The sequence below is a fragment of the Bartonella sp. LJL80 genome (genome assembly GCF_054871565.1).
Genome location: NZ_JBTXLM010000008.1, coordinates 49,668 through 73,810, shown reverse-complemented (window position 1 = coordinate 73,810; position 24,143 = coordinate 49,668). Strand labels below are relative to the sequence as shown.

Here is a 24,143-nt window from a genome sequence, read left to right as displayed (position 1 = left end):
ATGGCACGAGAACCAATAGCCGTTGATGAGCAGGTGATCGAAAATGTCGTCCGTAGTTTTTATGCGAGGGTATTGAAGGATCCGTTCATCGGCCCCGTATTTGATGAACGGATTACCGAATGGGAACCGCATCTCCAACGTATGTTTGCGTTTTGGTCTTCTGTCATGCTGCATACACGCCGTTATGAAGGTCGGCCTATGCCCAAACACGTAGTATTACCGATCGACTCCCATCACTTTGATCGCTGGCTGACACTATTCAAAACCACAGTTGAAGAGATCTGTATTGCCGATGATGCTGAATTGTTCATGCAAAAAGCCACGCAGATTGCCCATAGCCTTGAATTGGGATTAGCGCATCGAAACAACGTATTGTTGAAGACCGGTGAACGATATGTTCGCGATGACAGGAATGTTCCTCATGACTGACGAAAACAGAATTATGGAACTTGAAATCAAACTTGCGGAGCAGGAAAAACTGGTCGAAGAATTGTCTACCGTCTTGGCCAGTCAATGGAAGATCATCGACCGGATGGAAAAACAGCTCAATGCTTTGACAAAGAGGTTTCTCGACTTGGAAGAACAGACAATTACAGAGATTCCTATCACGCGTCCGCCGCATTGGTGATTCATCTGCCCATTTCCCTAGAGTGTTTTTAAGCGTCGTAAAACACAGCCATACAGCTCCAAAGACTGTTTCGAAGCTTCCAATAGATGCTTGTCAGACAGCATTCATCTGTCGAGAGGGATCGGGCAGCTCACCCCGGTGCCTTTCAGGCCGCAATAGCCGTTAGGATTTTTAGCGAGATATTGCTGATGATAATCTTCAGCAAAATAAAACGGTCCCGCCAATGCAATCTCGGTGGTAATCGGCCCTAATCCGCGCTCTTTCAAGGCTTGCTGAAACTGATCTTTGCTTGCTTCGACAGAAGCAAGGTCATCATTATCGGACACGTAGAGCGCCGAGCGATAATTATTTCCAATGTCATTGCCCTGCCTCATGCCCTGTGTCGGATCGTGTTCCTCCCAAAAGACAGTCAACAGCGTATTGAGGGTAATTTCATTTGGGTCATAAACCACCAGCGCGACTTCCGTATGTCCGGTTTTTCCGCTGCAAACCTCCTCATAGGTAGGGTTCGGTGTGAAGCCGCCCGCATAGCCTACCGCTGTTACATAGACTCCGTCCAATGGCCAAAATAAACGCTCGACACCCCAAAAGCAGCCCATTCCGATGACGATCTGGCGCATACCGTCTGGATAAGGCCCCTTGAGCGGATGACCGTTGACGAAATGTGTTTTGGCTGTTGCTATCGGTTGGTCGCGCCCGGGTAAGGCTGTCTCCAATGTCGGCATTGCAAGTTTTTCAGTTTGGCGTGAGAAAGAAAACATAACAATTTCCTCAATAAGCGATCTTATGGAAACGCGGGCGACGGTTATAACCGACCATAAAAAAAAGCAAAGACACGACGCCGAAAACAATCCAGGCAGGCAGCATGCAAACCGCTGCGACTATTGAGGCGATTAGCGATGGCATGGCGGCGTAAATCCACTCATTGACACCCTGTAAATTGGTCTGAAAAAACTCTGCCAGAGTGACATTGAATGGCGACATGATCAGTGTTGATGCCCCTACCGATCGCGCAGCATCTGTGACGCAGACAATGACCATCAGCACGAGAAACACAAAGGAAACAAACCGCAATACCGCACGAAACATTGATGCCCACCTTCTATGAAATTTTATCCCTGGCATAACGCCTGCCGGATAAAACGGTTGCATCATAGCGTTGATCCCGAAATCTGTCATGTGGAAACTATGGCCATACCACGCGCCACAGCGGTCAAACGGGTTCGCGTTTATCGATGAGCTTGTCCGGGTGGGCAAAATTGATCAGTTTTTGACGATCGGTAAAAATGATGCGCGACCCATCGACGTTAATCCCATGCTGCGACACCGTCGCGAAGGCGCGTGAAAGGTTTTCCGGTGTCATGCCTAAACGATAGGCAAGAAGACGTTTTTCAAAAGGGATATCAATGTAGTTTTCGCATTGTTCATAGTCTGCCTGAGCCAATATCCAGTTGGCGAGCCGTTCGCTGCCGTTGCGCAATTTCTGGTTTTTGAGCTCCTTGATGGTCATCCGGTAACGTCGCGCCAATTCTCTGACGACCGCATGCATAAAGGCTGTATCTTCATCCATTGCCTGCCTGACCCGACTTGCCGGTATCATCAACACCTGTGCTTCCGTAAGGGTACGCGCCGATTGCAAGCACACATCATCATTCAATATCGCTGCCAAGATGAATAGGCCGACTGGCTGGATGACATCCAATGTGGTTTCACGCCCATAGCTGGTCGCGTACATTTCCACCTGTCCTTCAACCAGCACATAGAGAAAATCCTGCATGGCATTTTCTTCAACCAACGTTACGCCGGGCGGGAAACGTTGAAAAAAACCCGGCCCTACCAATGAAAGAAACGTTTCTTCGCTGGCTTGAGAAAAAAGATCGAGTTGACGGATAAGTGCCTGGTCTTCTGCTCGCATGGCGCACCTCTATATTTCACAACCTAAAACATACAATTGATAAATGTCAATCGTTGTTTTCATGGACGTCAATTCACCAAGCCCATTCAATTAAAAACGGCTCTTTTCAATTCTAATTCTCGCCTATTTGATTTCGATCAAGGCGCGCTAACTACCCCCTGACTACACCAAGATCAGATCAATGGTATGACTTTATCGGATACTGAAAATGGAAAAAACAAGTACCCCTATCAAAGGTTCATCCGAAGCGCTCTGGCTGAGCTCTTTCGCATTTACTGTCTGCTTTGCTGCCTGGACGATTTTTTCGATCATTGGCATTGCCATTCAAAAGCAGCTCGGGCTTACCCAGTCCGAGCTTGGTCTGCTGATTGCCACACCGGTTCTCACGGGCTCGCTCATTCGTATTCCGTTCGGCATTTGGACCGAACAGATTGGCGGACGTATTATTTTCGTTCTGGCCATGCTGGCCTCTGCGTTCTCAACCTTTCTGCTGACCTATGCCCACACTTATGAATGGATGTTGGTTGCAGCCTTGGGCATCGGTATTGCAGGCGGCACCTTTTCGGTTGGCATAGCCTATGTCTCGCGCTGGTTCAGCGCACAGAAGCAAGGGCTTGCCTTGGGAATTTTCGGTGCTGGCAATGTCGGTGCCGCGGTGACAAAACTAGGTGCACCTTGGGTGATGAACTGGTGGGGCGGCTGGGAAGGCGTTGCCTATATTTGGGCAATTGCCTTGGTCCTGACAGCCGTCGTGTTCTGGGTTTTCACCACGGACGATCCGGTCTTGGCTGAACAGCGCCGGACAGGCAATAAGCCAAAAAGCGCCTGGCTTGAACTTGAACCATTGAAGAGCCTGCAAGTCTGGCGTTTTTCCCTCTATTATTTCTTCGTGTTCGGCGGCTATATCGCATTGGCAGCCTGGTTGCCACACTATCTTCAGGATGTATATTCCATCGACCTTTGGCTTGCTGGTATCATCGCCGCTCTTTATTCCGTACCGGCTTCACTGTTTCGCGCTTATGGCGGCTATTTGTCGGACAAATATGGTGCACGCCGCGTCATGTACTGGACGCTTGGCATGTGCACGATAGCCTGCTTCATCCTGTCCTATCCGCCAACACATTATACGGTCGAGACAGCCAAGGGTCCTCTCAGCTTCACCTTCGCAATCAGCTTGATCGGCTTTGGTTTTGTTGTGGCAATTCTCGGCTTCTTCATGGCTCTGGGCAAGGCTGCTGTCTACAAGCATATACCGGTCTACTATCCAAAAAGTGTCGGTGCCGTTGGCGGTCTCGTCGGCATGATAGGCGGGCTGGGTGGTTTCGTTCTGCCAATCCTGTTTGGCAAGGTGCTCGATATCACCGGCGTCTATTCCACCTGCTTTATGATCCTTTTCGTCATCTCGTTCGTTTCTCTTCTTTGGATGCACTTTTCCATCCAACGCATGGAACGTCAAAAATTGGCTGAACTCGGGCAGACTATGCCTGAATTTCCGGAGTTAAAATAATGTCTCAAGAAACAAACAAAGGTTATGTTCTGACCGAATGGAACCCGGAAGACCCAATTTTTTGGGAGAGCCATGGTAAGAAGATAGCAACCCGGAATTTGTGGTTGTCGATCCCTGCACTTTTGCTGGCCTTTGCCGTCTGGCAGGTCTGGTCGGTGGTTGTCGCGGAGTTGCCACGGGCAGGCTTTCAATTTAGCGCCACGCAGTTGTTTTGGCTTACAGCCCTGCCCGGCCTATCGGGCGCAACATTGCGCATCTTCTATTCCTTCATGGTGCCGATCTTCGGTGGCCGCCGTTGGACCGGTCTTGCGACAGCTTCATTGCTTATACCGGCATTGGGCATCGGCTTTGCTGTCCAAGATATCAATACACCCTATTGGATTATGGCCCTACTGGCCCTGCTTTGCGGTTTCGGTGGTGGTAATTTCTCGTCATCCATGGCCAATATCTCGTTCTTTTATCCAAAGTCCGAAAAAGGCAAAGCAATGGGCCTGAATGCCGGTCTCGGCAATCTGGGTGTTTCCGTTGTGCAATTTGTCGTGCCGCTGGTTATTGCCACCAATACATTTGGCTGGTTGGGCGGCGACCCGTTAACGGTCGCGCATGCTGACGGCAGCACATCGTCTTTGTGGCTGCAAAATGGTGCCTATGTCTTCGTACCTTTTATCGCTCTTTCAGCCATTCTATGCTGGTTCGGTATGAATGATATTGCTGATGCGAAGGCTTCCTTTGCCGATCAGGCTATCATTTTCAAGCGCAAGGATAACTGGTTGATGTGCGTCCTCTATATGGGTACGTTCGGCTCGTTCATCGGCTTCTCCGCCGCTTTCCCCTTGTTGATGCGTGTCACATTTCCCGATGTCAATGTTTTGCATTACGTTTTCCTTGGTCCATTGATCTCCGCACTTGCACGCGCTGCAAGCGGCGGAATCTGCGATAAAATCGGTGGTGGCCGCATCACGTTCTGGTCGTTCATCTTGATGATGGCCGCCCTTGGCTCGGCACTTTACTTTGTGGCCAATCCCGGTAGTCCGATTGCGTTTCCCGGTTTCTTCGGCTCGTTCATGGTGCTGTTTTTTGCAACCGGCGTTGGCAATTCATCAACTTTCCAGATGATCCCTGCCATTATGAGCCGCGTCATCGACCGCACGATGCCAAACGCTACAGCCGAGCAAAAGCGTCATCAAAGCGAACGTGAATCCGCCGCGATTACTGGATTTACCGCCGCCATTGCTGCCTATGCTTTCTTCCTGATCCCCGTCAGCTTTGCTGCCTCCAAGGCATCAACCGGTGGCCCGCAGGCCGCACTTTGGGGGTTCATGATCTTTTACGTCATCTGCCTTGCTATCACATGGATTTGCTACATCCGCAAAGGTGCCATCCTCCATGTTGAAGGCCGCCAGCGTTCAACCAACGCTGCTAAATAAGGAGCCATTCAATGAGTCTTTTACTCGACCGTCTCAACTTTCTGGCAAGAAAGAAAGAACCCTTCTCTGAAGGTCATGGTATCACCACCAATGAAGATCGTTCTTGGGAAGATGCCTATCGCAAACGTTGGCAACACGACAAAATCGTGCGTTCCACCCACGGGGTCAACTGCACCGGCTCATGCTCGTGGAAAATCTATGTGAAAGGTGGCATTGTCACCTGGGAAACACAGCAGACAGATTATCCACGTACCCGTCCCGATCTTCCAAACCATGAGCCACGTGGTTGCCCCCGCGGTGCAAGCTATAGCTGGTATATGTATTCAGCAAACCGGGTGAAATACCCACTCATTCGCTCACGCCTGATGAAGTTATGGCGCAAGGAACGCGTGGTCAAAACACCGATCGGTGCATGGGCTGCCATTCAGGAAAATCCTGAAAAACGCGCTGAATACCAGAAGGTCCGCGGGCTTGGCGGTTTTGTCCGTGCTTCCTGGGACGAGGTCAACGAGATTATTGCTGCGGCCAATGCCTATACGGTGAAGAAATACGGGCCGGATCGCGTTATCGGCTTCTCGCCCATTCCAGCGATGTCGATGGTGTCTTACGCTGCCGGCTCACGTTATCTGTCTCTGCTTGGTGGCGTCTGCATGTCATTCTATGACTGGTATTGTGACCTGCCTCCGGCATCACCCATGACATGGGGTGAACAGACAGACGTACCTGAATCTGCCGACTGGTATAATGCCGGCTTCCTGATGCTGTGGGGCTCCAATGTTCCTCAAACACGCACGCCCGATGCGCATTTTTATTCTGAAGCCCGCTACAAGGGTGCAAAATCGGTTGTCGTCTCCCCTGATTATTCAGAAGCGGCCAAGTTTGCCGATCTTTGGCTGCATCCAAAACAAGGCACCGATGCGGCCCTTGCGATGGCTATCGGTCATGTGATTTTGCGTGAATTCCATTTGGAACGTCAGGCTGAATATTTTGAGGATTATTGCCAACGCTATACTGACATGCCAATGCTGGTAAAGCTGGTCGGTAAAAACGGTCATTATATCCCTGACCGTTTGATGCGCGCCTCAGACTTCGCCAAAAACCTTGGCGAGAAAAATAATCCTGAATGGAAAACAGTCGCTGTTGACGCAAAGACCGGCGAATATGTCGCGCCACTTGGCTCGGCAGGTTATCGTTGGGGTGAAAAAGGCAAGTGGAACCTTGAATCCAAGGATGGCAAGGGCCGCGATGTCACGCTTGAAATGAGCTTCATGCTGGAAGGCGAACACGACACCGTTGCGGAAGTGGATTTTCCTTATTTCGGCAATCGTGAACATGATTACTTCGAAGGCACCGACCATGAAAGCATTCTGACCCGCAAGGTCCCTGCCCGCAAATTGAAGTTGCCGGAAGGTGAAGTCGTTGTTGCCACTGTGTTCGATCTTTTCGTCGCAAATTATGGCTTAGAACGTGGTTTCAAAGACGAAAATTGTGCTTCGTCTTATGATGACAACATCCCCTATACACCGGCTTGGGCTGAAAAGGTCACCGGTGTGTCGCGCGATCATATCATCACGGTTGCACGTGAATTTGCCCGCAACGCTGAAACGACCAAAGGTCGTTCCATGGTCATTCTCGGTGCCGGTCTCAATCACTGGTACCATATGGACATGAACTATCGCGGCATCATCAACATGTTGGTGATGTGTGGTTGTATCGGCCAATCGGGTGGCGGCTGGAGCCACTATGTCGGCCAGGAAAAATTGCGACCGCAAACCGGCTGGACACCTTTGGCCTTTGCGCTTGATTGGGCCCGTCCGCCACGTCACATGAATTCGACATCATTCTTCTATGCCCATACCGATCAATGGCGCTACGAGACGTTGAAGGTGGATGAACTTCTTTCCCCGACAGCGCCTGAAGGCCCATGGGATGGTGCTATGATCGACTATAACATCCGTGCCGAGCGGATGGGCTGGTTGCCTTCTGCACCACAGCTGGAAACCAACCCGCTCGAGGTGGCAAAACAAGCTGCCGCGGCCGGCAAGGATGCCAAGGATTTCGTGGCCGAAGGCTTGAAGTCCGGTTCTCTTACCATGTCATGTGAAGATCCTGATGCTGAAGCCAACTGGCCGCGCAACATGTTTGTCTGGCGCTCCAACCTTCTTGGGTCCTCGGGCAAGGGGCACGAATATTTCCTCAAGCATCTGCTTGGGACCAGCAATGGCGTTCTTGGCAAGGATCTGGGGGAAGAAGGCCGTACCGAGTCCAAAGAGGCGGTCTGGCATGACGAGGCACCGGAAGGCAAACTCGACCTTCTGGTCACTTTGGATTTCCGCATGTCCACGACCTGCGTCTATTCCGACATCGTTTTGCCAACAGCAACATGGTATGAAAAGAACGACCTGAACACGTCGGACATGCACCCGTTCATTCATCCTTTGTCCAGTGCAACCGATCCTGCTTGGGAAGCCAGAAGCGATTGGGAGATCTTCAAGGGCATTGCCAAGAAATTCTCGGAAGTTGCACCGGAAATTCTGGGTGTTGAAAAAGACGTCGTTCTTGTACCAACTTTGCATGATACGCCCGGAGAACTCGCGCAACCCTTTGACGTAAAAGATTGGAAAAAGGGCGAGATTGAACCCATCCCCGGAAAAACCATGCCGACAGTCACTGTTGTCGAGCGCGATTATCCCAATCTCTACAAGCGCTTTACAGCCCTTGGACCTTTGATGAAGAATGTCGGTAATGGCGGCAAAGGCATCAACTGGAACACCGAACATGAAGTTGAGTTTTTGGGCAAACTCAATGGCCTTGTCGAGGATGAAGGTGTGACCAAGGGCATGCCGAACATCGATAGCGACATTGATGCTTCGGAAGTGATCTTGGCATTGGCACCGGAAACCAACGGCGAAGTGGCTGTCAAAGCATGGGCGGCTTTGAGCGAGAATACCGGCCGTGACCACACCCATCTGGCATTGCCGAAGGAAGAGGAAAAAATCCGCTTCCGCGATATTGTGGCTCAACCGCGCAAGATCATTTCATCTCCGACATGGTCTGGTCTTGAGTCCGAGCATGTGTGCTATAATGCCGGTTACACCAATGTGCACGAATTGATCCCGTGGCGCACCATTACCGGTCGTCAGCAGCTCTATCAGGACCATTTGTGGATGCGTGCATTCGGCGAGGCTTTCTGCGTCTATCGTCCGCCGATTGATACCAAAACCGTCAATCCGGCCATTGAAGCCAAAGCCGACGGCAAACCGCATCTGGTGTTGAACTTCATTACACCGCACCAGAAATGGGGTATCCATTCGACCTATTCAGACAATCTTCTGATGCTGACGTTGAACCGCGGCGGCCCGGTCGTCTGGATTTCAGAACCGGATGCCAAACGTGCAGGCATTGTCGATAATGACTGGGTGGAAGTTTATAACACCAATGGTGCCTTGGTTGCCCGTGCTGTTGTCTCACAGCGTATGAAAGACGGCACCATCTTCATGTATCACGCGCAGGAAAAAATCGTGAATGTTCCAGGCTCGCCACTTACCGGCCAGCGCGGCGGCATTCACAATTCTGTGACCCGCGTTATCACCAAACCTACCCATATGATCGGCGGTTATGTCCAGCAATCTTATGGTTTCAACTATTACGGTACCGTTGGTTCCAACCGTGACGAATTTGTGGTTGTCCGCAAATTGGAAAATGTCGACTGGATGGATGGCGAAGCCGATGCAGCTACAAAGGAGGCCGCAGAATGAAGGTTCGTGCGCAAATAGGTATGGTTCTCAATCTCGATAAATGTATCGGTTGCCATACCTGCTCTATTACCTGTAAAAACGTCTGGACCAACCGTGAAGGCGTTGAATATGCCTGGTTCAACAATGTTGAATCCAAGCCCGGCATTGGTTTCCCCAAAGATTGGGAAAACCAGAAACGCTGGAATGGCGGTTGGGTGAGAAAATCAAACGGAAAAATCCAACCTCGCATGGGTGCCAAATGGCGGGTTCTTTCCAAGATTTTCGCCAATCCTGATCTTCCCGAGATCGACGATTATTATGAGCCGTTCGATTTCGATTATGAGCATCTGCAGACGGCAAAAGAGAGCAAGGCCATGCCCGTGGCCCGCCCGCGCTCCAAAATAACCGGTCAGCGGATGGAGAAAATCGAATGGGGCCCGAACTGGGAAGAAATTCTCGGTGGTGAATTTGCCAAGCGCTCGAAAGATTACAATTTCGAAGGCGTTGAAAAGGACATCTATGGGGAATTTGAAAATACCTTCATGATGTATCTGCCGCGCCTTTGCGAGCATTGCCTCAATCCGACCTGCGTTGCCGCCTGCCCTTCGGGCGCGATTTACAAGCGTGATGATGACGGCATCGTTCTGATTGATCAGGAAAAATGCCGCGGCTGGCGTATGTGTGTTTCGGGTTGCCCTTACAAGAAGATTTACTACAACTGGTCTTCGGGCAAATCTGAAAAATGCATTTTCTGCTATCCGCGCATTGAAAGCGGTCAGCCGACTGTCTGTTCTGAAACCTGTGTCGGTCGTATCCGCTATCTCGGTGTGATGCTTTATGATGCCGACAAGATTTCCGATGCCGCTTCGACCATGAACGAGCAGGATCTTTACGAAGAACAATGTAAAATCTTCCTCGACCCCAATGATCCGGCGGTCATCGAACAGGCACGTAAAGACGGTGTTTCTGATGAGTGGCTGGAAGCTGCAAAGAATTCTCCCGTCTATAAGATGGCAATGGAATGGAAAGTTGCTTTCCCGCTGCATCCAGAATATCGCACCTTGCCGATGGTCTGGTACATCCCACCGCTTTCACCGCTGCAATCAGCTGCTGAAGCTGGCAAACTTGCCATGGATGACTTCATTCCCAATGTTCGCTCATTGCGTATCCCGGTACGTTATCTGGCGAATCTGTTGACCGCGGGCAAAGAAGAGCCTGTCATTTCGGCATTGGAGCGCATGTTGGCCATGCGTGCCTATATGCGTGCAAAGACCGTTGAAGGCGAGTACCGCCCTGAATATGCCGAAAAGGTCGGTATGACCGCCGAAATGGTCGAGCATATGTATCAGGTCATGGCGATTGCCAATTATGAAGACCGGTTTGTCATTCCGACAGCCCATCGGGAAGTCAGCGAAGATGCCTACGATGTTCGCGGTTCGTGTGGCTTCTCGTTCGGTAATGGCTGTTCAGGCGGCACATCGACGGCCGACCTGTTTGGCGCAAAACGCAAGAAGGTTGTTTCGACACCCACCGACATTTTCAAGGAGATTGCATAATGAACTCCGACCTTAAAATCTTGTCCGTTCTTCTGTCTTATCCAACAGAAGAGATACAAAAGGCAGGTAATCTGCTGCGTGCAACCCTCGATCAGCTTTCTGATTTGGACGAGGCCCAGATTGTCGGGGTCAAAGCACTGATCTCGTCAATATCCGAACGCGACATCTTTGATGTTCAGGAAGACTATGTGCTTCTTTTCGACCGTACACGGTCTTTGTCGTTGCATCTGTTTGAACATGTCCATGGCGAAAGCCGTGACCGTGGGCAGGCAATGGTCGACTTGAAAACCATGTATGACGATGCCGGTTTTGAAATTGATGCGCATGATCTGCCAGACTATCTGCCGATGTTTCTGGAATTCCTATCAACCCGTGCGCCTGAAGAGGCCCGCCAGTCTTTGGCGGACACGCTCCACATTGTTTCGGCCATCCGCGAGCGTTTGCAAAAACGCGGTTCGCTTTACGCAACGGTATTTACGGCCATTGAAGCTTTGGCCGGCGTTGAAGCCGACGAGGCGTTGGTGGCAGAAATCATCAATCGTGAAGAAGACGACCCCAATGACCTGGAAGCGTTAGACCGCATCTGGGAAGAGGAAGCCGTCACCTTCGGTGCCAATCAAGGCGAAAACGATTGTGGGCCGGACCGTTTGCAGCGGCGTATTCGCGCCGCCCAACGCGACGCATCCGCACAGATTTGAGGACAAAAACATGTCTGGTTTTTTAAATACTTTAGTGTTCGGAATTTATCCCTATATCGCATTAACAGTGCTGATTTTGGGCTCTATCATCCGCTATGATCGCGAGCCTTACACATGGCGCGCCAGTTCCAGCCAGCTGCTGCGTCGCCGGCAACTTATGTGGGGATCGGTGCTATTCCATGTTGGCGTCTTGTTTATTTTCGCCGGTCACCTTGTTGGTCTTCTTACACCGATTGCCTTCTGGGACGCGTTGGGCGTAAGCCATACATTCAAACAGGTTACAGCCATGACTGCTGGCGGGATCTTCGGTGTCATGGGCATTATCGGCGCAACTTTGCTGGTACATCGCCGCTTTTTCGACCCTCGCATTCGCGCAACATCCAGCCATGCCGACAGTATGATTATCGCTCTTTTATGGGTGCAGCTGCTGTTGGGCCTCATGACCATTCCGTTCTCTTTGCAGCATCTGGATGGCCACGAAATGGTAAAATTCATGGATTGGGCACAAGGTATCTTTACTTTCAACCTTGCTGCATCAACTTACATTGCTGATGTCGCATGGGTATTCAAACTGCACATCTTCCTCGGGCTTACCATTCTGTTCGTGTTCCCCTTTACCCGTCTTGTCCATATGCTGAGCGCCCCTATCCGCTACATCTGGCGGCCGGGCTATCAGGTGGTACGCCGTAAGGATCGCCGTCCTGTCAATGTTAGAAGCCAAGCTGCGGAGTAAGTAAAATGGTCACAGCATTCAAGGCGCCGGATACCGGCGCCGGCCCCAAGCCCTATACCAAAAAGCAGGAAGTCGATACGCGCATTCCGCCAAAAGCAAAGCCGTTATTCGATCAGGTTTCCGTCAACGGTGTTGCTATAGCCGAGGCCGATATATTGGCTGAGGCACAGAACCATCCGGCGGAAAATCCGGGGGAAGCCCTTCTCCTCGCTGCGCGGGCCTTGGTTGTGCGTGAATTGCTGTGGCAAAAAGCACAAGAAAAAGGTTTGGCTGCAGCCAATCAAACAACGAGCGGCCAAACCGTTCTGGATGCAGCCATTACCGAATTGCTGGAACAGGACATCGACGTTCCACAAGCAACACAAGAAGATTGCCGCCGGATCTATGATCGTGATCCTTCGCGGTTTTCTTCAGATACAATCTGGGAAGTCCGCCATATTCTTCTGCTTGCTGACCCCAAAGATAAGAAAACCTATGAAGATGCGGCAAAAAAGGCGGTCAGCGTTCTTGATATGGTGCAAAATAACCCTCAAGACTTTGCGCAATTTGCAAGGGACCTTTCGGCGTGCCCCTCGGCAAAAGAAGGGGGCAACCTCGGCCAGATCAGCCGTGGCAGTACCGTGCCTGAATTTGAAGATGCTTTGAAACGTGCGAAAGCGCCCGGTCTTGTTTCAGCACCGGTTGCCAGCCGATATGGACATCACATTGTCGACATTGCCCGTATCATATCGGGAAAAGTCTTGCCATTTGACGTGGTTCACGAAGAAATTGCTGCTTGGCTGGAAGCTTCAAGCTGGTCAAAAGCGGTTGCACAATATATTGGTATTCTTGCAAGTGAAGCCCATATTACCGGTATCGAAGTTTTACCGCATGATGGGCCGCTTGTTCAATAAGGAGCTAAAACCCGTGAAACAAACACCGATGCCCGCGCTGGTGGATCCGTTTGGAAGGACAGTAACCTATCTGCGTCTGTCTGTGACAGACCGTTGCGATCTGCGTTGCGTTTATTGCATGTCGGAAGACATGGTGTTTTTGCCACGAAAAGAACTTTTAACGATTGAAGAGCTTTACCGTGTCAGCACCCGTATGATGGAAATGGGCGTGCGTAAAATTCGCCTGACGGGCGGCGAACCACTGGTCAGGCGCGGCATCATCACCTTGTTCGAAATGCTTGCTCCCCACATTGGCGATGCTCTTGACGAAGTGACATTGACCACCAATGGCACTTTGCTGGCTAAATATGCTAAGGCGTTAGCGGAAAACGGTGTCAAGCGCATCAATGTGTCGTTGGATACCCTTGACCCGGAACGCTATGAGCAGTTGACCCGTCGTGGTGATATCGCCAATGTTTTTGCCGGCCTTGATGCCACACAGGAAGCCGGACTTAAGATAAAGCTTAACGCCGTCGCCATGCGCGGCGGTTTCATGAGTGAAGTTGATGATCTTATCCGTTTTGCCCATGGTCGTGGCATGGATTTGACACTGATTGAAGAGATGCCGATGGGCTATACCGGCCATGACCGGTTTGAAACGCATTTGTCCCTGCACCGCCTGCGTGAAAGCCTCTCGCAGCGTTGGACGTTGACAGCTGACCCGCATTCATCCGGCGGCCCGGCACGTTATGTGACTATCGAGGAAACCGGCGGTCGTCTTGGCTTTATCACACCGCTTTCGTGTGATTTCTGTGCGTCATGCAACCGTGTCCGTATTGGTTCCACAGGCAAACTTTATCCGTGTATGGGACAATCGGGCATGGTGGAATTGCGGGAAGCAATCCGCGGCTCTGAAAGTGATGACAAGCTCATCGAACTCATCCACCAAGCGATTGGCAGGAAGCCGAAAGGCCATGAATTTTCCATTGAGGAAAACAAGATTTGCGGCCTCACCCGCCATATGTCAGAATTGGGTGGTTAGAGCATTTCCAACAAAAGTTGACAGACTTTTGTGTCAGGACAATGTGATAAAACAAAGAGTTAGAGTGCATCCATGCCTAGTCAAAAACGGATTCACTCTAGACACGCTTTGGGTAAAACTACCAGCGGACGGGAACAAGGCGTTGCTACCAGAAGCATGACGTTATGCTGCTTTCATCCTGACAGCAACATTTTCCAACCATATCCTTCGACCAGTCAGGTGGCAGAAAAACAATCTTACAATTGTTTTCCGCCGCCATATTCAAACCAAATATGCTCTCGCTGGCTGTAAACTGTTCAGAATTTCACCTCACTGAGCAGAGGTTTGTCAGCATAAAAAGCGTCAAGATTATCGACGACCAATTGTGACATCTTATCGCGTGTTGCCACAGTGGCGCTGCCGTGATGGGGATAAAGCACAGCATTATCCAGCGTATAAAAGGCGGGATTGATGTTTGGCTCATTGAGATAGACATCCAAGCCGGCGGTACCAAGCGCACCGCTTTGCAAGGCGGCTATCATCGCCGCCTCATCGACTACGGTGCCGCGCGCGATGTTGATCAGCGAACCACCGCTGCCCAAAGCATGGATGACCTCTTTCGATACCATCTTTTCTGTTTCCTTGCCGCCGGTCACGGCCAATACCAGAATGTCAGCCCATTTTGCCATATCCAAAAGCGAGGCAAAAAACTGATAGGACACATCCTTCTTTTCGGTTCGCCCGAAGTAGCCGATTTCAAGACCGCAACTTTCATAGCGTTTGGCAATCGCATGTCCGATGCGGCCCAAGCCGACAATGCCCGCACGTTTTCCAGCCGTCGTATCCGTCAGCGGCATGGGGCCTTTTTCGGCCCACTCGCCAGAACGGACATATCGATCACCAACAATCAGATTACGTCGTGTGGCCAACATCAACATAAGCGCGACATCAGCCACATCATCGGTTAAAACATCCGGTGTATTGGTCAAGCGTACATTTCGCGCTTTGAGATCAGCGAGGTTCAACTGGTCAAAACCGGCTGTTACGCAGGCGATCAACTCAACCTTCGGCATTTTAGCCAACAGGTTTTTATCAACGGCTATATTGCCCGTGCTGACCACCGCACGGCAATTCTGACCATTCTTTTCAATGAAATCTTCCGCATTTGGCGCCAGATCGGCACGCAAAAGATGGTAGCGGCTTTCCAATATTGCCATCTGGCTGTCACGTAGCGGGCTTAGCACCATGATATCGGGTTTCATAAAAATCCTCTCCCTTGAAATTAAACGCCCATCGGCAAAACTGTATCTCTGCCGAAATACTATCGTTAGATGCAACAGCAATAAAGAACAAATTCAACACAACTACGAGAGCAGACGATGCCGTTTCGCGCTTTTGCCTTTTCACTTTCCAAATTCAGTGAATATTTCCGCGCAGCACTTTTGCCAATTACGGAAAAGTGCACCTTGGCCTTCTTTTTTCCGCCATTGCAATATTATATAGAACGGTAGAAGGGGTTGGCTTTGACAAGACAACCATTGATCCAATCGAGAAGGAAACATCCCATGCATCACGAAGCCCACGCCGTCATTGACCCGGTTAAGCTTGACCGGCTCGCAGAAGTTGCCGTCAAAGTAGGGCTGGGCTTGCAGAAAGGCCAGGATCTTGTTTTAACCGCCCCGGTTGCGGCATTGCCGCTGGTGCGCCGCATTGCACACCATGCCTATAAAGCAGGTGCCGGCGTGGTCACGCCATTTTTTGGCGACGAGGCCCTATCACTTGCCCGTTTTGAAAACGCCGATGACAAAAGTTTCGACCATGCTGCCGACTGGCTCTATGAAGGCATGGCGAAAGCTTTTTCCAATGGTGCTGCAAGGCTTGCCGTTGCCGGTGACAATCCGCTTTTGCTATCCGGTCAGGATCCGCAAAAAGTATCAAGGTTGAACAAAGCCACATCCGTGGCCTACCAACCCGCATTGGAAAAAATTGCCGGTTTTGACATTAATTGGAATATTGTCTCCTATCCCAATCCCTCTTGGGCGGCGGTCATGTTTCCTGATCTGTCTATCATCGAAGCAACAAAAAAGCTTGCCGATGCTATTTTTGCCGCATCACGTGTTGATGGCAACGACCCGGTTGCCGCTTGGGCGGCGCACAATGCCAATTTGAAAAAACGCTCGTCCTGGCTGAATGATGAACGCTTTTCCGCTCTGCATTTTACTGGCCCGGGTACAGATTTGGTGGTCGGCCTTGCCGACGACCATGAATGGCACGGCGGTGCTTCCACGGCAAAAAACGGTATTGTCTGCAACCCCAATATTCCAACCGAAGAAGTGTTTACAACACCGCATGCCTATCGGGTTGATGGTTTTGTACGGTCGACCAAACCGCTCTCCCATCAAGGAACCTTGATTGATAATATCGAAGTGCGTTTTGAAGCCGGTCGCATTGTTGAAGCACGCGCGTCGAAAGGCGAGCAGGTGTTGCAACAGGTGCTTGACACCGATGAAGGTGCACGACGCTTGGGCGAGGTCGCGCTTGTCCCGCATTCTTCGCCGATCTCGGCCAGCGGCCTGCTGTTTTACAATACTTTGTTCGATGAGAATGCCGCCTGTCATATCGCGCTCGGCCAATGCTATTCGAAATGCTTCGTCAACGGTGCCAAACTGTCAGCTGAAGAGATCGCCCAACGCGGTGGCAATAAAAGCTTCATCCACATTGACTGGATGATCGGTTCGGGTGATATCGATATTGATGGTATCAAACCCGATGGCACAAAAGTACCGGTCTTCCGTAAGGGCGAATGGGCTTAAGACTCTGCTTCATTTTGCGTTGCATTTGATAAACGCAACATGGCTATAACAGCTGACGAGTCCAACGAAGCTTGGGCGCTTTACGTGTTTGAACAAGCTCTGTCGGTATCGACCAAAAAAGACGCTTAAAAAAACAAAAAGGCCGGGGATAACCCGACCTTCCGTTAAGCGCCAACTGCCAGTACATCCGTGGTCAGCTTTCGCAATTCTTAATGCTATATGGGTATGCCATTTCTATATTTCAAGAATATGACAGCCTTTTATAAAAATAAGAATGACAGGGAATGGTTAACAAAGGGTAAACGGCGGAACTGTCAGCCATGGTGCTTTTTATAAAGACTGACAACCATAAGCCCAACCACGACCAGTACTGATCCGGCGATAAAACTTGCCGGCACGGTTTCATGCAACAGCAACGCCGAGAAACCCACACCGAAGAGCGGTGTCAGAAAGGACAAAACCGAAATGCGTGTAACATTATATGTCCTGAGCATCCAGAACCATGCCAGGAATGCCGCGAATGAAACCACAATGGTTTGAAACGCTATATTTGACAGCGCAACGAGTGTTGGCCTGAATGACAGCTGATCAAGCATAGCTGCCGCGATAAAAAGGACAATCGCCCCAACAACCAGTTGGTAAAGCAGTGTCTGGCTGGCGGGCACCACAGACAAACTGGTCTTGCGGATGGCGACATTTGTCAGGGCCCAAAATAGACCGGCCAGCAATGCCAGCACATCACCCAGATTTGCCCTCAGGGAAAGCGCCGTGTCGGTGCCACCTGTCCAGAACGCGACAATAATGCCCAAAAACGCAAGAACCATGCCGCCTTGCTGGGGTTTTGACAGTCGTTCTTCCGGCACCAGAAAATGCAAAAAAAGTGCCGTAAAAAGCGGAGCTGTATAAAGAAAGACAATAACACGCGATGCTGTGGTAAAACGCAAAGCCTCACCCACCAATATATATTCGAAGGAAAAAAGCAGTCCGACCAACAAACCTGCCCGCAAATTCTCGCCTGAGAACGACAAGGCCCGGCCACTTATTCGAAAGTACCCTAAAACCAGAATGGCGCTTAAGGCAGAGCGGATGCTCAGTTGCAAAACCGGCGCAATATCCATTCCCGCAAGTTTGAGCGAAATTTGCTGCAAGCCGAGGCTGATACAAAAGAAAAGCATCAAACCATAGGCTTTCATATCAAGAGGCTTACGTGTTTCCATTTTCTTCTCCATTTTTAATCTATATGAAACACGTCGGAAATAATGTATATATCCTGAAACTGACAAAACCTACCGACAAAGTGACAGCGTTTTCCATGCCAACCATCCATTCGCCATTCGCACCGGCCCTGCCCGCCGAAATAATTTATCGAACAGCAGACATGCCCGAAAATTCAGCTTTCGAAAAGCATCGGCACCAATGGGGCGAGTTTGTTTATTGTTATAGCGGTATTATGGAGATCCAGACAGCCGACAATCATTATCTGGCGACGACACGCTATGGGCTGTGGCTGCCTCCCGATCTGGAACATTTGTGTATGAATAGACGGCAGGCACATTATTGCTCCATCTATATCGCCAATACGCGGCTAGAAGGCTTGCCAAAAAAAATCTGTATGCTGGAGGTTGATCAATTGGCTCTTGCCATGCTCGACCATTTGCGCCACCAATCACCTCAATTGCCCTATGAACCGCACGAAATGCGGTTTCTTGACGTCTTCAAAGACCGACTGTCCGTAGCAGTTTGTGCAGAAAGCTATTTACCGACATCCAGCAATCCGGTAATGCGGCGGGTGCTGGATTTGTTGGAAAGTGACACTCAAAATGCTCTGTCGCTTAAAACAATTGCAAAACGAGCAAACCTGACCGAGCGCACTTTGATGCGTTTGGCAGAAAAACACCTTGGTATGTCGCTGACACAATGGCGCCAACGCCACAAAATCATTCGAGCAATCCCGATGTTGACCGCGGGTGAAAAGGTGGAAACCGTCGCTTTGCAGCTTGGATATCAAAGCGCTTCAGCGTTTATTTCCATGTTCCGGCGCTTGATGGGCTGCACTCCGGATGAATACAGAAAATCCTTGTTGATCCATGAGAAGAGGCCCGACATCTATGCCTGAATTACCTGAAGTGGAAACCGTCAGACGCGGGCTTGAGCCCGTTTTAAGCGGAGCAGAAATTGTTGCGGCAAAGGTTAATCGTGCAGATTTACGTTTTCCATTTCCTGAAGATTTTGCCAATCGTCTTGCTGGCCGAAGAATCACCGCTTTGGGAAGACGCGCGAAATATCTGCTGTTGCACCTATCGGACGATGAGACAATCATCAGCCATCTCGGCATGTCCGGCTCTTGGCGGATAGAGGATGAAACACTCGGACAGGATTATCATGCCAAGGGAAAGTTGACGGTTCACGACCATTTCACCATGCAGATAGTGAAAAGCGATGGGCAGCATTACCGCATTGTTTATAATGACCCACGAAGGTTCGGATTTATGCTTCTTTGCGATACCGCAAACCTGCATGCCCACCCTATGCTGGCAAAGCTTGGCATAGAACCAACGGGTAATGCGCTTTCGGGCGCTTATTTGCGAGACGCTTTTGCCAATAAGAAAGCTCCACTGAAAGCAGCTCTGCTTGACCAGTCAATCATCGCGGGCTTGGGGAACATCTACGTTTGCGAAGCCTTATGGCGCAGCCGTCTTTCACCCAAGCGGGCAGCCTCTACCCTTGCCGGAGAATCGGCTGCCGCACGCAAGCACTCTGATCTTCTTGCACAAAACATTCGTGATGTGATTGCCGAAGCCATCATTGCGGGTGGTTCTTCCTTGCGGGACTATGTGCAGACAGATGGTTCGCTCGGTTATTTCCAGCATCAATTTTCAGTATACGACCGCGAAGGCGAGCCTTGCCCGCAATGCGCCCGCCCCATTGCCCGCATGGTGCAATCCGGCCGCTCGAGTTTTTATTGCAGCGCTTGTCAAAAATAGGTGTAGCGGCTTGCAAATACCCGACAGAGGCTTAAAGTCGCCACAGCTTAACAACAACAGGTTTTTGCGATGATTGATAAAGTTCTTTCCCGGCTTGATGCCGATCTCGATAATAGTCTGGAACGTCTTTTCGAGCTTCTTCGTGTCAGGTCGATTTCGACCGATCCCGCCTATGCGCAGGAATGCCGAAAAGCTGCCGATTGGCTTGTTGCCGATTTGCAGAGTATCGGTTTTGAAGCATCCCGCCGTGATACAACCGGCCACCCCATGGTTGTCGCCCATCATCCCGGCCCCAGTGATGATGCGCCCCATGTGCTTTTTTATGGCCATTATGATGTACAGCCGGTCGATCCGTTGAATCTATGGCAGGATGATCCTTTCGATCCCAAGTTAAAGCAGCTTGATGGCCAGAAAGTCATCGCCGCACGTGGCTCATCTGACGACAAAGGACAATTAATGACATTTGTCGAAGCTTGCCGCGCCTATAAGAAAGAAACCGGGCAGTTACCGGTCAAGGTATCCATTCTCTTCGAAGGTGAAGAAGAATCCGGATCGCCATCGTTAAAACCTTTTTTGGAAACCCATGCTGATGAATTGAAGGCCGATTACGCCTTGGTCTGCGATACATCCATGTGGGATGCCGATACCCCTTCCATATCCGTTGGTTTGCGCGGCCTCGTCGGTGAGGAAGTCATCATAACCGCAGCCGATCGCGATCTGCATTCGGGACATTTCGGCGGTGCAGCCGCTAATCCCATCCATATATTGGCGAAAATTATTGCCGGTTTGCACGATCAGAACGGCGCTGTGACCCTTCCCGGTTTCTATGATGGTGTCGAAGAAACACCGGCGCAGATCCTGCAATCGTGGAATGCCCTTGGGCGGGGTGCAAAGGAATTTCTCGGCCCCGTTGGTCTTTCTGTTCCCGCTGGTGAAAAGGGACGCACCGTGCTCGAGATGACGTGGGCGCGTCCGACAGCGGAAGTTAACGGGATTAGTGGCGGCTATGAAGGCGATGGTTTTAAAACCGTTATTGCTGGAGAGGCCCGTGCGAAAATATCGTTCCGGCTAGTTCACGGCCAAGCCCCTGACAAGATAAGAAAAGCATTCCGTGACTATGTCCGTTCGCAGCTTCCAGCTGACTGTCAGGTGGCTTTTGTTGAACATGGTGCATCACCGGCCATCCAGCTCCCCTACGATTCAGCTTTGGTGCAATCAGCCAAACAGGCGCTGTCGGATGAATGGAATAAACCGGCAGTTCTTGCCGCAATGGGCGGTTCCATACCAATCGTCGGAGATTTCCAGACATTCCTCGGGATGGAATCACTTCTCGTCGGTTTTGGGCTGGAAGACGATCGCATCCATTCTCCCAATGAAAAATATAATTTGAAATCATTCCATAAGGGACAACGCTCTTGGGCACGTATCCTTTCGGAATTGGCAAAATAGGAAAATTGACAATGGCCGAAATACGCGTCCATCAGGGTGATCTGCCCGACCTGCAACATTATAATGTCGATGCTGTAGCAATCGACACCGAAACTTTGGGTCTACAACCCCATCGGGACCGTCTTTGTGTGGTGCAAATCTCACCGGGGGATGGCACCGCCGATGTGATACAAATCGCAAAAGGGCAAAAAGCCGCTCCAAATCTGGTAAAGTTGCTGCAAGATGATGCAATCACCAAGATCTTCCATTTCGGCCGTTTCGACTTGGCTGTACTGGCTTTGACATTCGGCGTTATGCCCAAACCGGTATTTTGCACCAAAATTGCGTCCAAGCTCACCCGCACCTATACCGACCGCCATGGTTTAAAAGAGATTTGCAGCGAACTTCTTGATGTGAATATCTCCAAACAACAGCAATCTTCTGACTGGGCAGCCGAGCAATTATCGCAGGCCCAAATTGAATATGCGGCATCAGATGTTCTCTATCTGCATCGTTTGAAAGCGGTTCTTGAACAGCGCTTATTGCGCGAAGGACGCGAGAAAGTGGCGAAATCATGTTTCGATTTCCTTCCGACAAGGGCTGAATTGGATCTTTTAGGGTGGCCCGAGACAGATATTTTTGCACATAGCTGATTCGAACCCCTCGAAAAATTAAGCCAAAAACGCCGGTTTTCCGGCGTTTTTTAATAGTCTATTTACCATACGAAAAACGTTCGGGGCTTTTAAATGCAAAAAAATGCGCATTTTGGTTGCTGTGTCATTTTTACTACAGACTTTGCCGATAGGCCTCCTATATTCGCCTCAATCGCAATTCTTTTCGCATGGAGTTTGAAAATGAAAATTAAGTATCTCGTAGCCGCTTCGGTATTCGCTTTGACCGCCGCTTCTGGCGCACAGGCAGCTGACGTTGTTATGGCTCAGGAGCCAGCACCGGTTGTAGTAGCACCGATGTTCTCTTGGACAGGTTTCTACGCTGGTGGCCAGATTGGTGGCACATGGGCTGACACAGACGTTAACGCAAAAGGCCGTGACGTAACAGGCTTTGCTGGTTTCGGCAAAAGCTTCTCGCCTGATCCTTCAGGCTTCATGGGCGGCCTCTATGCCGGTTACAACTTCGACCTCGGCAACAACATTGTTCTGGGCGCAGAAACCGATTGGGTCTGGGCTGACATGGACGACAGCAGCAAATCGACCTATTTGGCCGGTACAGCTGACGAGTTCACTGTAAAAGGCAAGACAAAAGAAAAATGGGCCGGTGCAACCCGCGCTCGTATCGGTTACGCAGCTGACCGTTGGATGCCTTACTTTGCAGCAGGCGTTGCTTATGCCAAGGTTGACTCAAGCGTAAGCTTCTCGGATGCCGATGGCACAACATTCAGCAAAGCCAGTGGCGACAAGACAATGACCGGCTACACACTCGGCGCCGGCGTTGATTACGCCATGACTGACAACGTTATCCTACGCGCTGAATATCGCTACAGCGATTTCGGTGACAAGGATTTCGGCAACGACGATTTCAAATACAACGTCGATTACAAGACAAACGACGTTCGCGTCGGTGTAGCTTACAAGTTCTAATTTGTAGCAAATCATTGGAAAGCCCCGCAGGAAACTGCGGGGCTTTTTTTGTGTCTAAAATGTGTTCATGCATTTTGCCAGTGCCGCTTATGCATATTAAATCTTACGGTTTAAGCTCCTATTGATGATCAATACACAGCCGCGAAACGCACAAAACCCGGCATTTCAACCGCCTCACATTTATTTTACACCTTCTTTTTCGCTTTTTTGTCAGTGTGTCTTTCCCGCTACAGCAATTGCGATTGCGATCCTCTATATTCAGTCCAACAGCAAGTTATATTGCATTGGAGAATGAAAATGAAAATCAAGTATCTTATCGCCGCTTCAGTTGTTGCACTCACCGCCGCTTCCGGCGCACAGGCTGCCGACGTTGTCATGGCGCAGGAGCCAGCACCGGTTGTTGCTGCTCCGGTGTTCTCATGGACAGGTTTCTACGGTGGTGCGCAGATTGGTGGCTCTTGGGCCGATACGGATTTGAGCGGCCGCGGTCGTGTAGGCGATTATCGTCAGGGCTTCTCGCCAGATCCTTCAGGTTTCATGGGCGGCCTCTATGTTGGTTACAACTATGACATCGGCAACAACATCGTTCTTGGTGTTGAAACTGATTGGGCATGGGCTGACATGGACGAAAGCGACAGCGCTGACGTTGGTTTCGCTGACGGTTCTGTTGGCAGATCAACCGGCAAGATCAAGGAAAAATGGGCTGGCGCAACACGCGTTCGCGTGGGTTATGCAGCTGATCGCTGGATGCCATACATTGCTGGTGGTGTAGCTTACGCTAAGGTTGACTCAAGCTTCCGCATCAAGGACTCAGCAGGCAACACAGTTCCTGGCTATTCTGTCAGCGACAGCGACACAATGACCGGCTGGACCATTGGTGCCGGCGTTGATTACGCCATGACTGACCACTTGATCCTACGCGCTGAATATCGTTACAGCGACTTTGGTGATCAGGACTACAGCAACGACAACATCAAGTACAATGTTGACTACAAAACCAACGACTTCCGCGTTGGTGTTGCTTACAAGTTCTAATATCGACCTTTTATGCAAAAAGGCCCTGTGTTTCACAGGGCCTTTTTTTTGGCCTGATTTTTTTGGGTTTTCTTTCCCATATATCTCGTGATAAAGCCTTTGCGTATGAGTACACATCATCCTGATTGTTTTACGATACGAATTATGGGCCCGATCTTCGCCAGTATCTGAATTTCAGATATGGTTGCAAG

20 protein-coding genes and 1 pseudogene are annotated in these 24,143 nt (G+C 50.4%); 16 read left to right on the top strand and 5 right to left on the bottom strand.

The window, feature by feature from the left end; genetic code table 11:
- Both ACYSNS_RS12185 and ACYSNS_RS12180 read left to right on the top strand, forming a co-directional pair.
- Positions 1 to 429, top strand: coding sequence for a group III truncated hemoglobin (locus ACYSNS_RS12185; protein WP_461723437.1), 429 nt, complete (start codon positions 1 to 3; stop codon positions 427 to 429).
- Entirely contained in the window at positions 422 to 628 is a 207-nt protein-coding gene (locus ACYSNS_RS12180) for a SlyX family protein (protein ID WP_461723436.1), read from the top strand. Before ACYSNS_RS12185 ends, ACYSNS_RS12180 begins: the two co-directional genes overlap by 8 nt.
- A 104-nt stretch (positions 629 to 732) precedes the next feature.
- Here ACYSNS_RS12180 and msrA read toward each other — a convergent pair whose 3' ends face one another.
- From msrA to ACYSNS_RS12165, 3 genes are all read right to left on the bottom strand, one after another.
- Entirely contained in the window at positions 733 to 1,389 is a 657-nt protein-coding gene (gene msrA, locus ACYSNS_RS12175; protein WP_461723435.1) for a peptide-methionine (S)-S-oxide reductase MsrA, read from the bottom strand.
- Positions 1,390 to 1,399: 10 nt separating this feature from the next.
- The gene (locus tag ACYSNS_RS12170; protein ID WP_461723434.1) at positions 1,400 to 1,717 is read right to left on the bottom strand and encodes a hypothetical protein; all 318 of its coding nucleotides are present in this window, start codon (positions 1,715 to 1,717) and stop codon (positions 1,400 to 1,402) included.
- A 124-nt stretch (positions 1,718 to 1,841) separates the two neighbouring features.
- On the bottom strand, positions 1,842 to 2,543 hold the full coding sequence (locus ACYSNS_RS12165; protein WP_461723433.1) for a cyclic nucleotide-binding domain-containing protein: 702 nt from the start codon (positions 2,541 to 2,543) through the stop codon (positions 1,842 to 1,844).
- A 208-nt stretch (positions 2,544 to 2,751) separates the two neighbouring features.
- On the opposite strand from ACYSNS_RS12165, the pseudogene ACYSNS_RS12160 reads away from it, so the two are divergent.
- The 7 genes and pseudogenes from ACYSNS_RS12160 (at position 2,752) to moaA (ending at position 14,115) form a co-directional block, all read left to right on the top strand.
- Positions 2,752 to 5,477, top strand: a pseudogene (locus tag ACYSNS_RS12160) (nitrate/nitrite transporter).
- A gap of 11 nt (positions 5,478 to 5,488) precedes the next feature.
- Positions 5,489 to 9,235 (top strand): nitrate reductase subunit alpha, encoded by a 3,747-nt coding sequence (locus tag ACYSNS_RS12155; RefSeq protein ID WP_461723432.1) that lies wholly within the window; start codon positions 5,489 to 5,491, stop codon positions 9,233 to 9,235.
- Positions 9,232 to 10,770, top strand: a complete 1,539-nt coding sequence (gene narH, locus ACYSNS_RS12150; protein WP_461723431.1) for a nitrate reductase subunit beta — start codon at positions 9,232 to 9,234, stop codon at positions 10,768 to 10,770. The genes ACYSNS_RS12155 and narH overlap by 4 nt, the downstream gene beginning before the upstream one ends.
- Positions 10,770 to 11,468, top strand: coding sequence for a nitrate reductase molybdenum cofactor assembly chaperone (gene narJ / locus ACYSNS_RS12145; protein WP_461723430.1), 699 nt, complete (start codon positions 10,770 to 10,772; stop codon positions 11,466 to 11,468). Before narH ends, narJ begins: the two co-directional genes overlap by 1 nt.
- 10 nt (positions 11,469 to 11,478) lie before the next feature.
- On the top strand, positions 11,479 to 12,201 hold the full coding sequence (gene narI / locus ACYSNS_RS12140) for a respiratory nitrate reductase subunit gamma (RefSeq protein ID WP_461723429.1): 723 nt from the start codon (positions 11,479 to 11,481) through the stop codon (positions 12,199 to 12,201).
- 5 nt (positions 12,202 to 12,206) lie between these two features.
- Entirely contained in the window at positions 12,207 to 13,094 is an 888-nt protein-coding gene (locus ACYSNS_RS12135) for a peptidylprolyl isomerase (protein WP_461723428.1), read from the top strand.
- Positions 13,075 to 14,115: a GTP 3',8-cyclase MoaA gene (gene moaA, locus ACYSNS_RS12130; RefSeq protein WP_461723481.1), complete on the top strand. Its 1,041-nt coding sequence runs from the start codon at positions 13,075 to 13,077 to the stop codon at positions 14,113 to 14,115. The genes ACYSNS_RS12135 and moaA overlap by 20 nt, the downstream gene beginning before the upstream one ends.
- Before the next feature lie 296 nt (positions 14,116 to 14,411).
- Here the strand turns inward: moaA and ACYSNS_RS12125 are convergent, their stop codons facing one another.
- Complete coding sequence (locus tag ACYSNS_RS12125) at positions 14,412 to 15,356, bottom strand: 2-hydroxyacid dehydrogenase (protein WP_461723427.1); 945 nt, start codon at positions 15,354 to 15,356, stop codon at positions 14,412 to 14,414.
- 303 nt (positions 15,357 to 15,659) lie between these two features.
- Between ACYSNS_RS12125 and ACYSNS_RS12120 the strand changes: the two genes are divergently transcribed.
- Positions 15,660 to 16,907: an aminopeptidase gene (locus tag ACYSNS_RS12120; RefSeq protein ID WP_461723426.1), complete on the top strand. Its 1,248-nt coding sequence runs from the start codon at positions 15,660 to 15,662 to the stop codon at positions 16,905 to 16,907.
- 314 nt (positions 16,908 to 17,221) lie between these two features.
- Here ACYSNS_RS12120 and ACYSNS_RS12115 read toward each other — a convergent pair whose 3' ends face one another.
- Positions 17,222 to 18,124, bottom strand: coding sequence for a DMT family transporter (locus ACYSNS_RS12115; RefSeq protein WP_461723425.1), 903 nt, complete (start codon positions 18,122 to 18,124; stop codon positions 17,222 to 17,224).
- Positions 18,125 to 18,147: 23 nt separating this feature from the next.
- Here ACYSNS_RS12115 and ACYSNS_RS12110 point away from each other — a divergent pair, with 23 nt between their 5' ends.
- From ACYSNS_RS12110 to ACYSNS_RS12085, 6 genes are all read left to right on the top strand, one after another.
- Positions 18,148 to 19,023 carry an AraC family transcriptional regulator gene (locus ACYSNS_RS12110; protein WP_461723480.1) on the top strand — a complete coding sequence of 292 codons (876 nt, stop codon included), beginning with the start codon at positions 18,148 to 18,150 and terminating at the stop codon, positions 19,021 to 19,023.
- Positions 19,016 to 19,891 carry a bifunctional DNA-formamidopyrimidine glycosylase/DNA-(apurinic or apyrimidinic site) lyase gene (gene mutM, locus ACYSNS_RS12105; protein WP_461723424.1) on the top strand — a complete coding sequence of 292 codons (876 nt, stop codon included), beginning with the start codon at positions 19,016 to 19,018 and terminating at the stop codon, positions 19,889 to 19,891. The genes ACYSNS_RS12110 and mutM overlap by 8 nt, the downstream gene beginning before the upstream one ends.
- 69 nt (positions 19,892 to 19,960) lie before the next feature.
- Positions 19,961 to 21,340 (top strand): M20/M25/M40 family metallo-hydrolase, encoded by a 1,380-nt coding sequence (locus ACYSNS_RS12100; RefSeq protein ID WP_461723423.1) that lies wholly within the window; start codon positions 19,961 to 19,963, stop codon positions 21,338 to 21,340.
- Positions 21,341 to 21,351: 11 nt separating this feature from the next.
- A complete protein-coding gene (locus ACYSNS_RS12095) occupies positions 21,352 to 21,972 on the top strand; it encodes a ribonuclease D (RefSeq protein ID WP_461723422.1) in 621 nt (206 codons plus the stop codon).
- 201 nt (positions 21,973 to 22,173) lie between these two features.
- Positions 22,174 to 22,917 carry an outer membrane protein gene (locus ACYSNS_RS12090; RefSeq protein WP_461723421.1) on the top strand — a complete coding sequence of 248 codons (744 nt, stop codon included), beginning with the start codon at positions 22,174 to 22,176 and terminating at the stop codon, positions 22,915 to 22,917.
- A gap of 297 nt (positions 22,918 to 23,214) precedes the next feature.
- Positions 23,215 to 23,952 (top strand): outer membrane protein, encoded by a 738-nt coding sequence (locus tag ACYSNS_RS12085; protein ID WP_461723420.1) that lies wholly within the window; start codon positions 23,215 to 23,217, stop codon positions 23,950 to 23,952.
- The last annotated feature ends 191 nt before the right edge of the window (positions 23,953 to 24,143 follow it).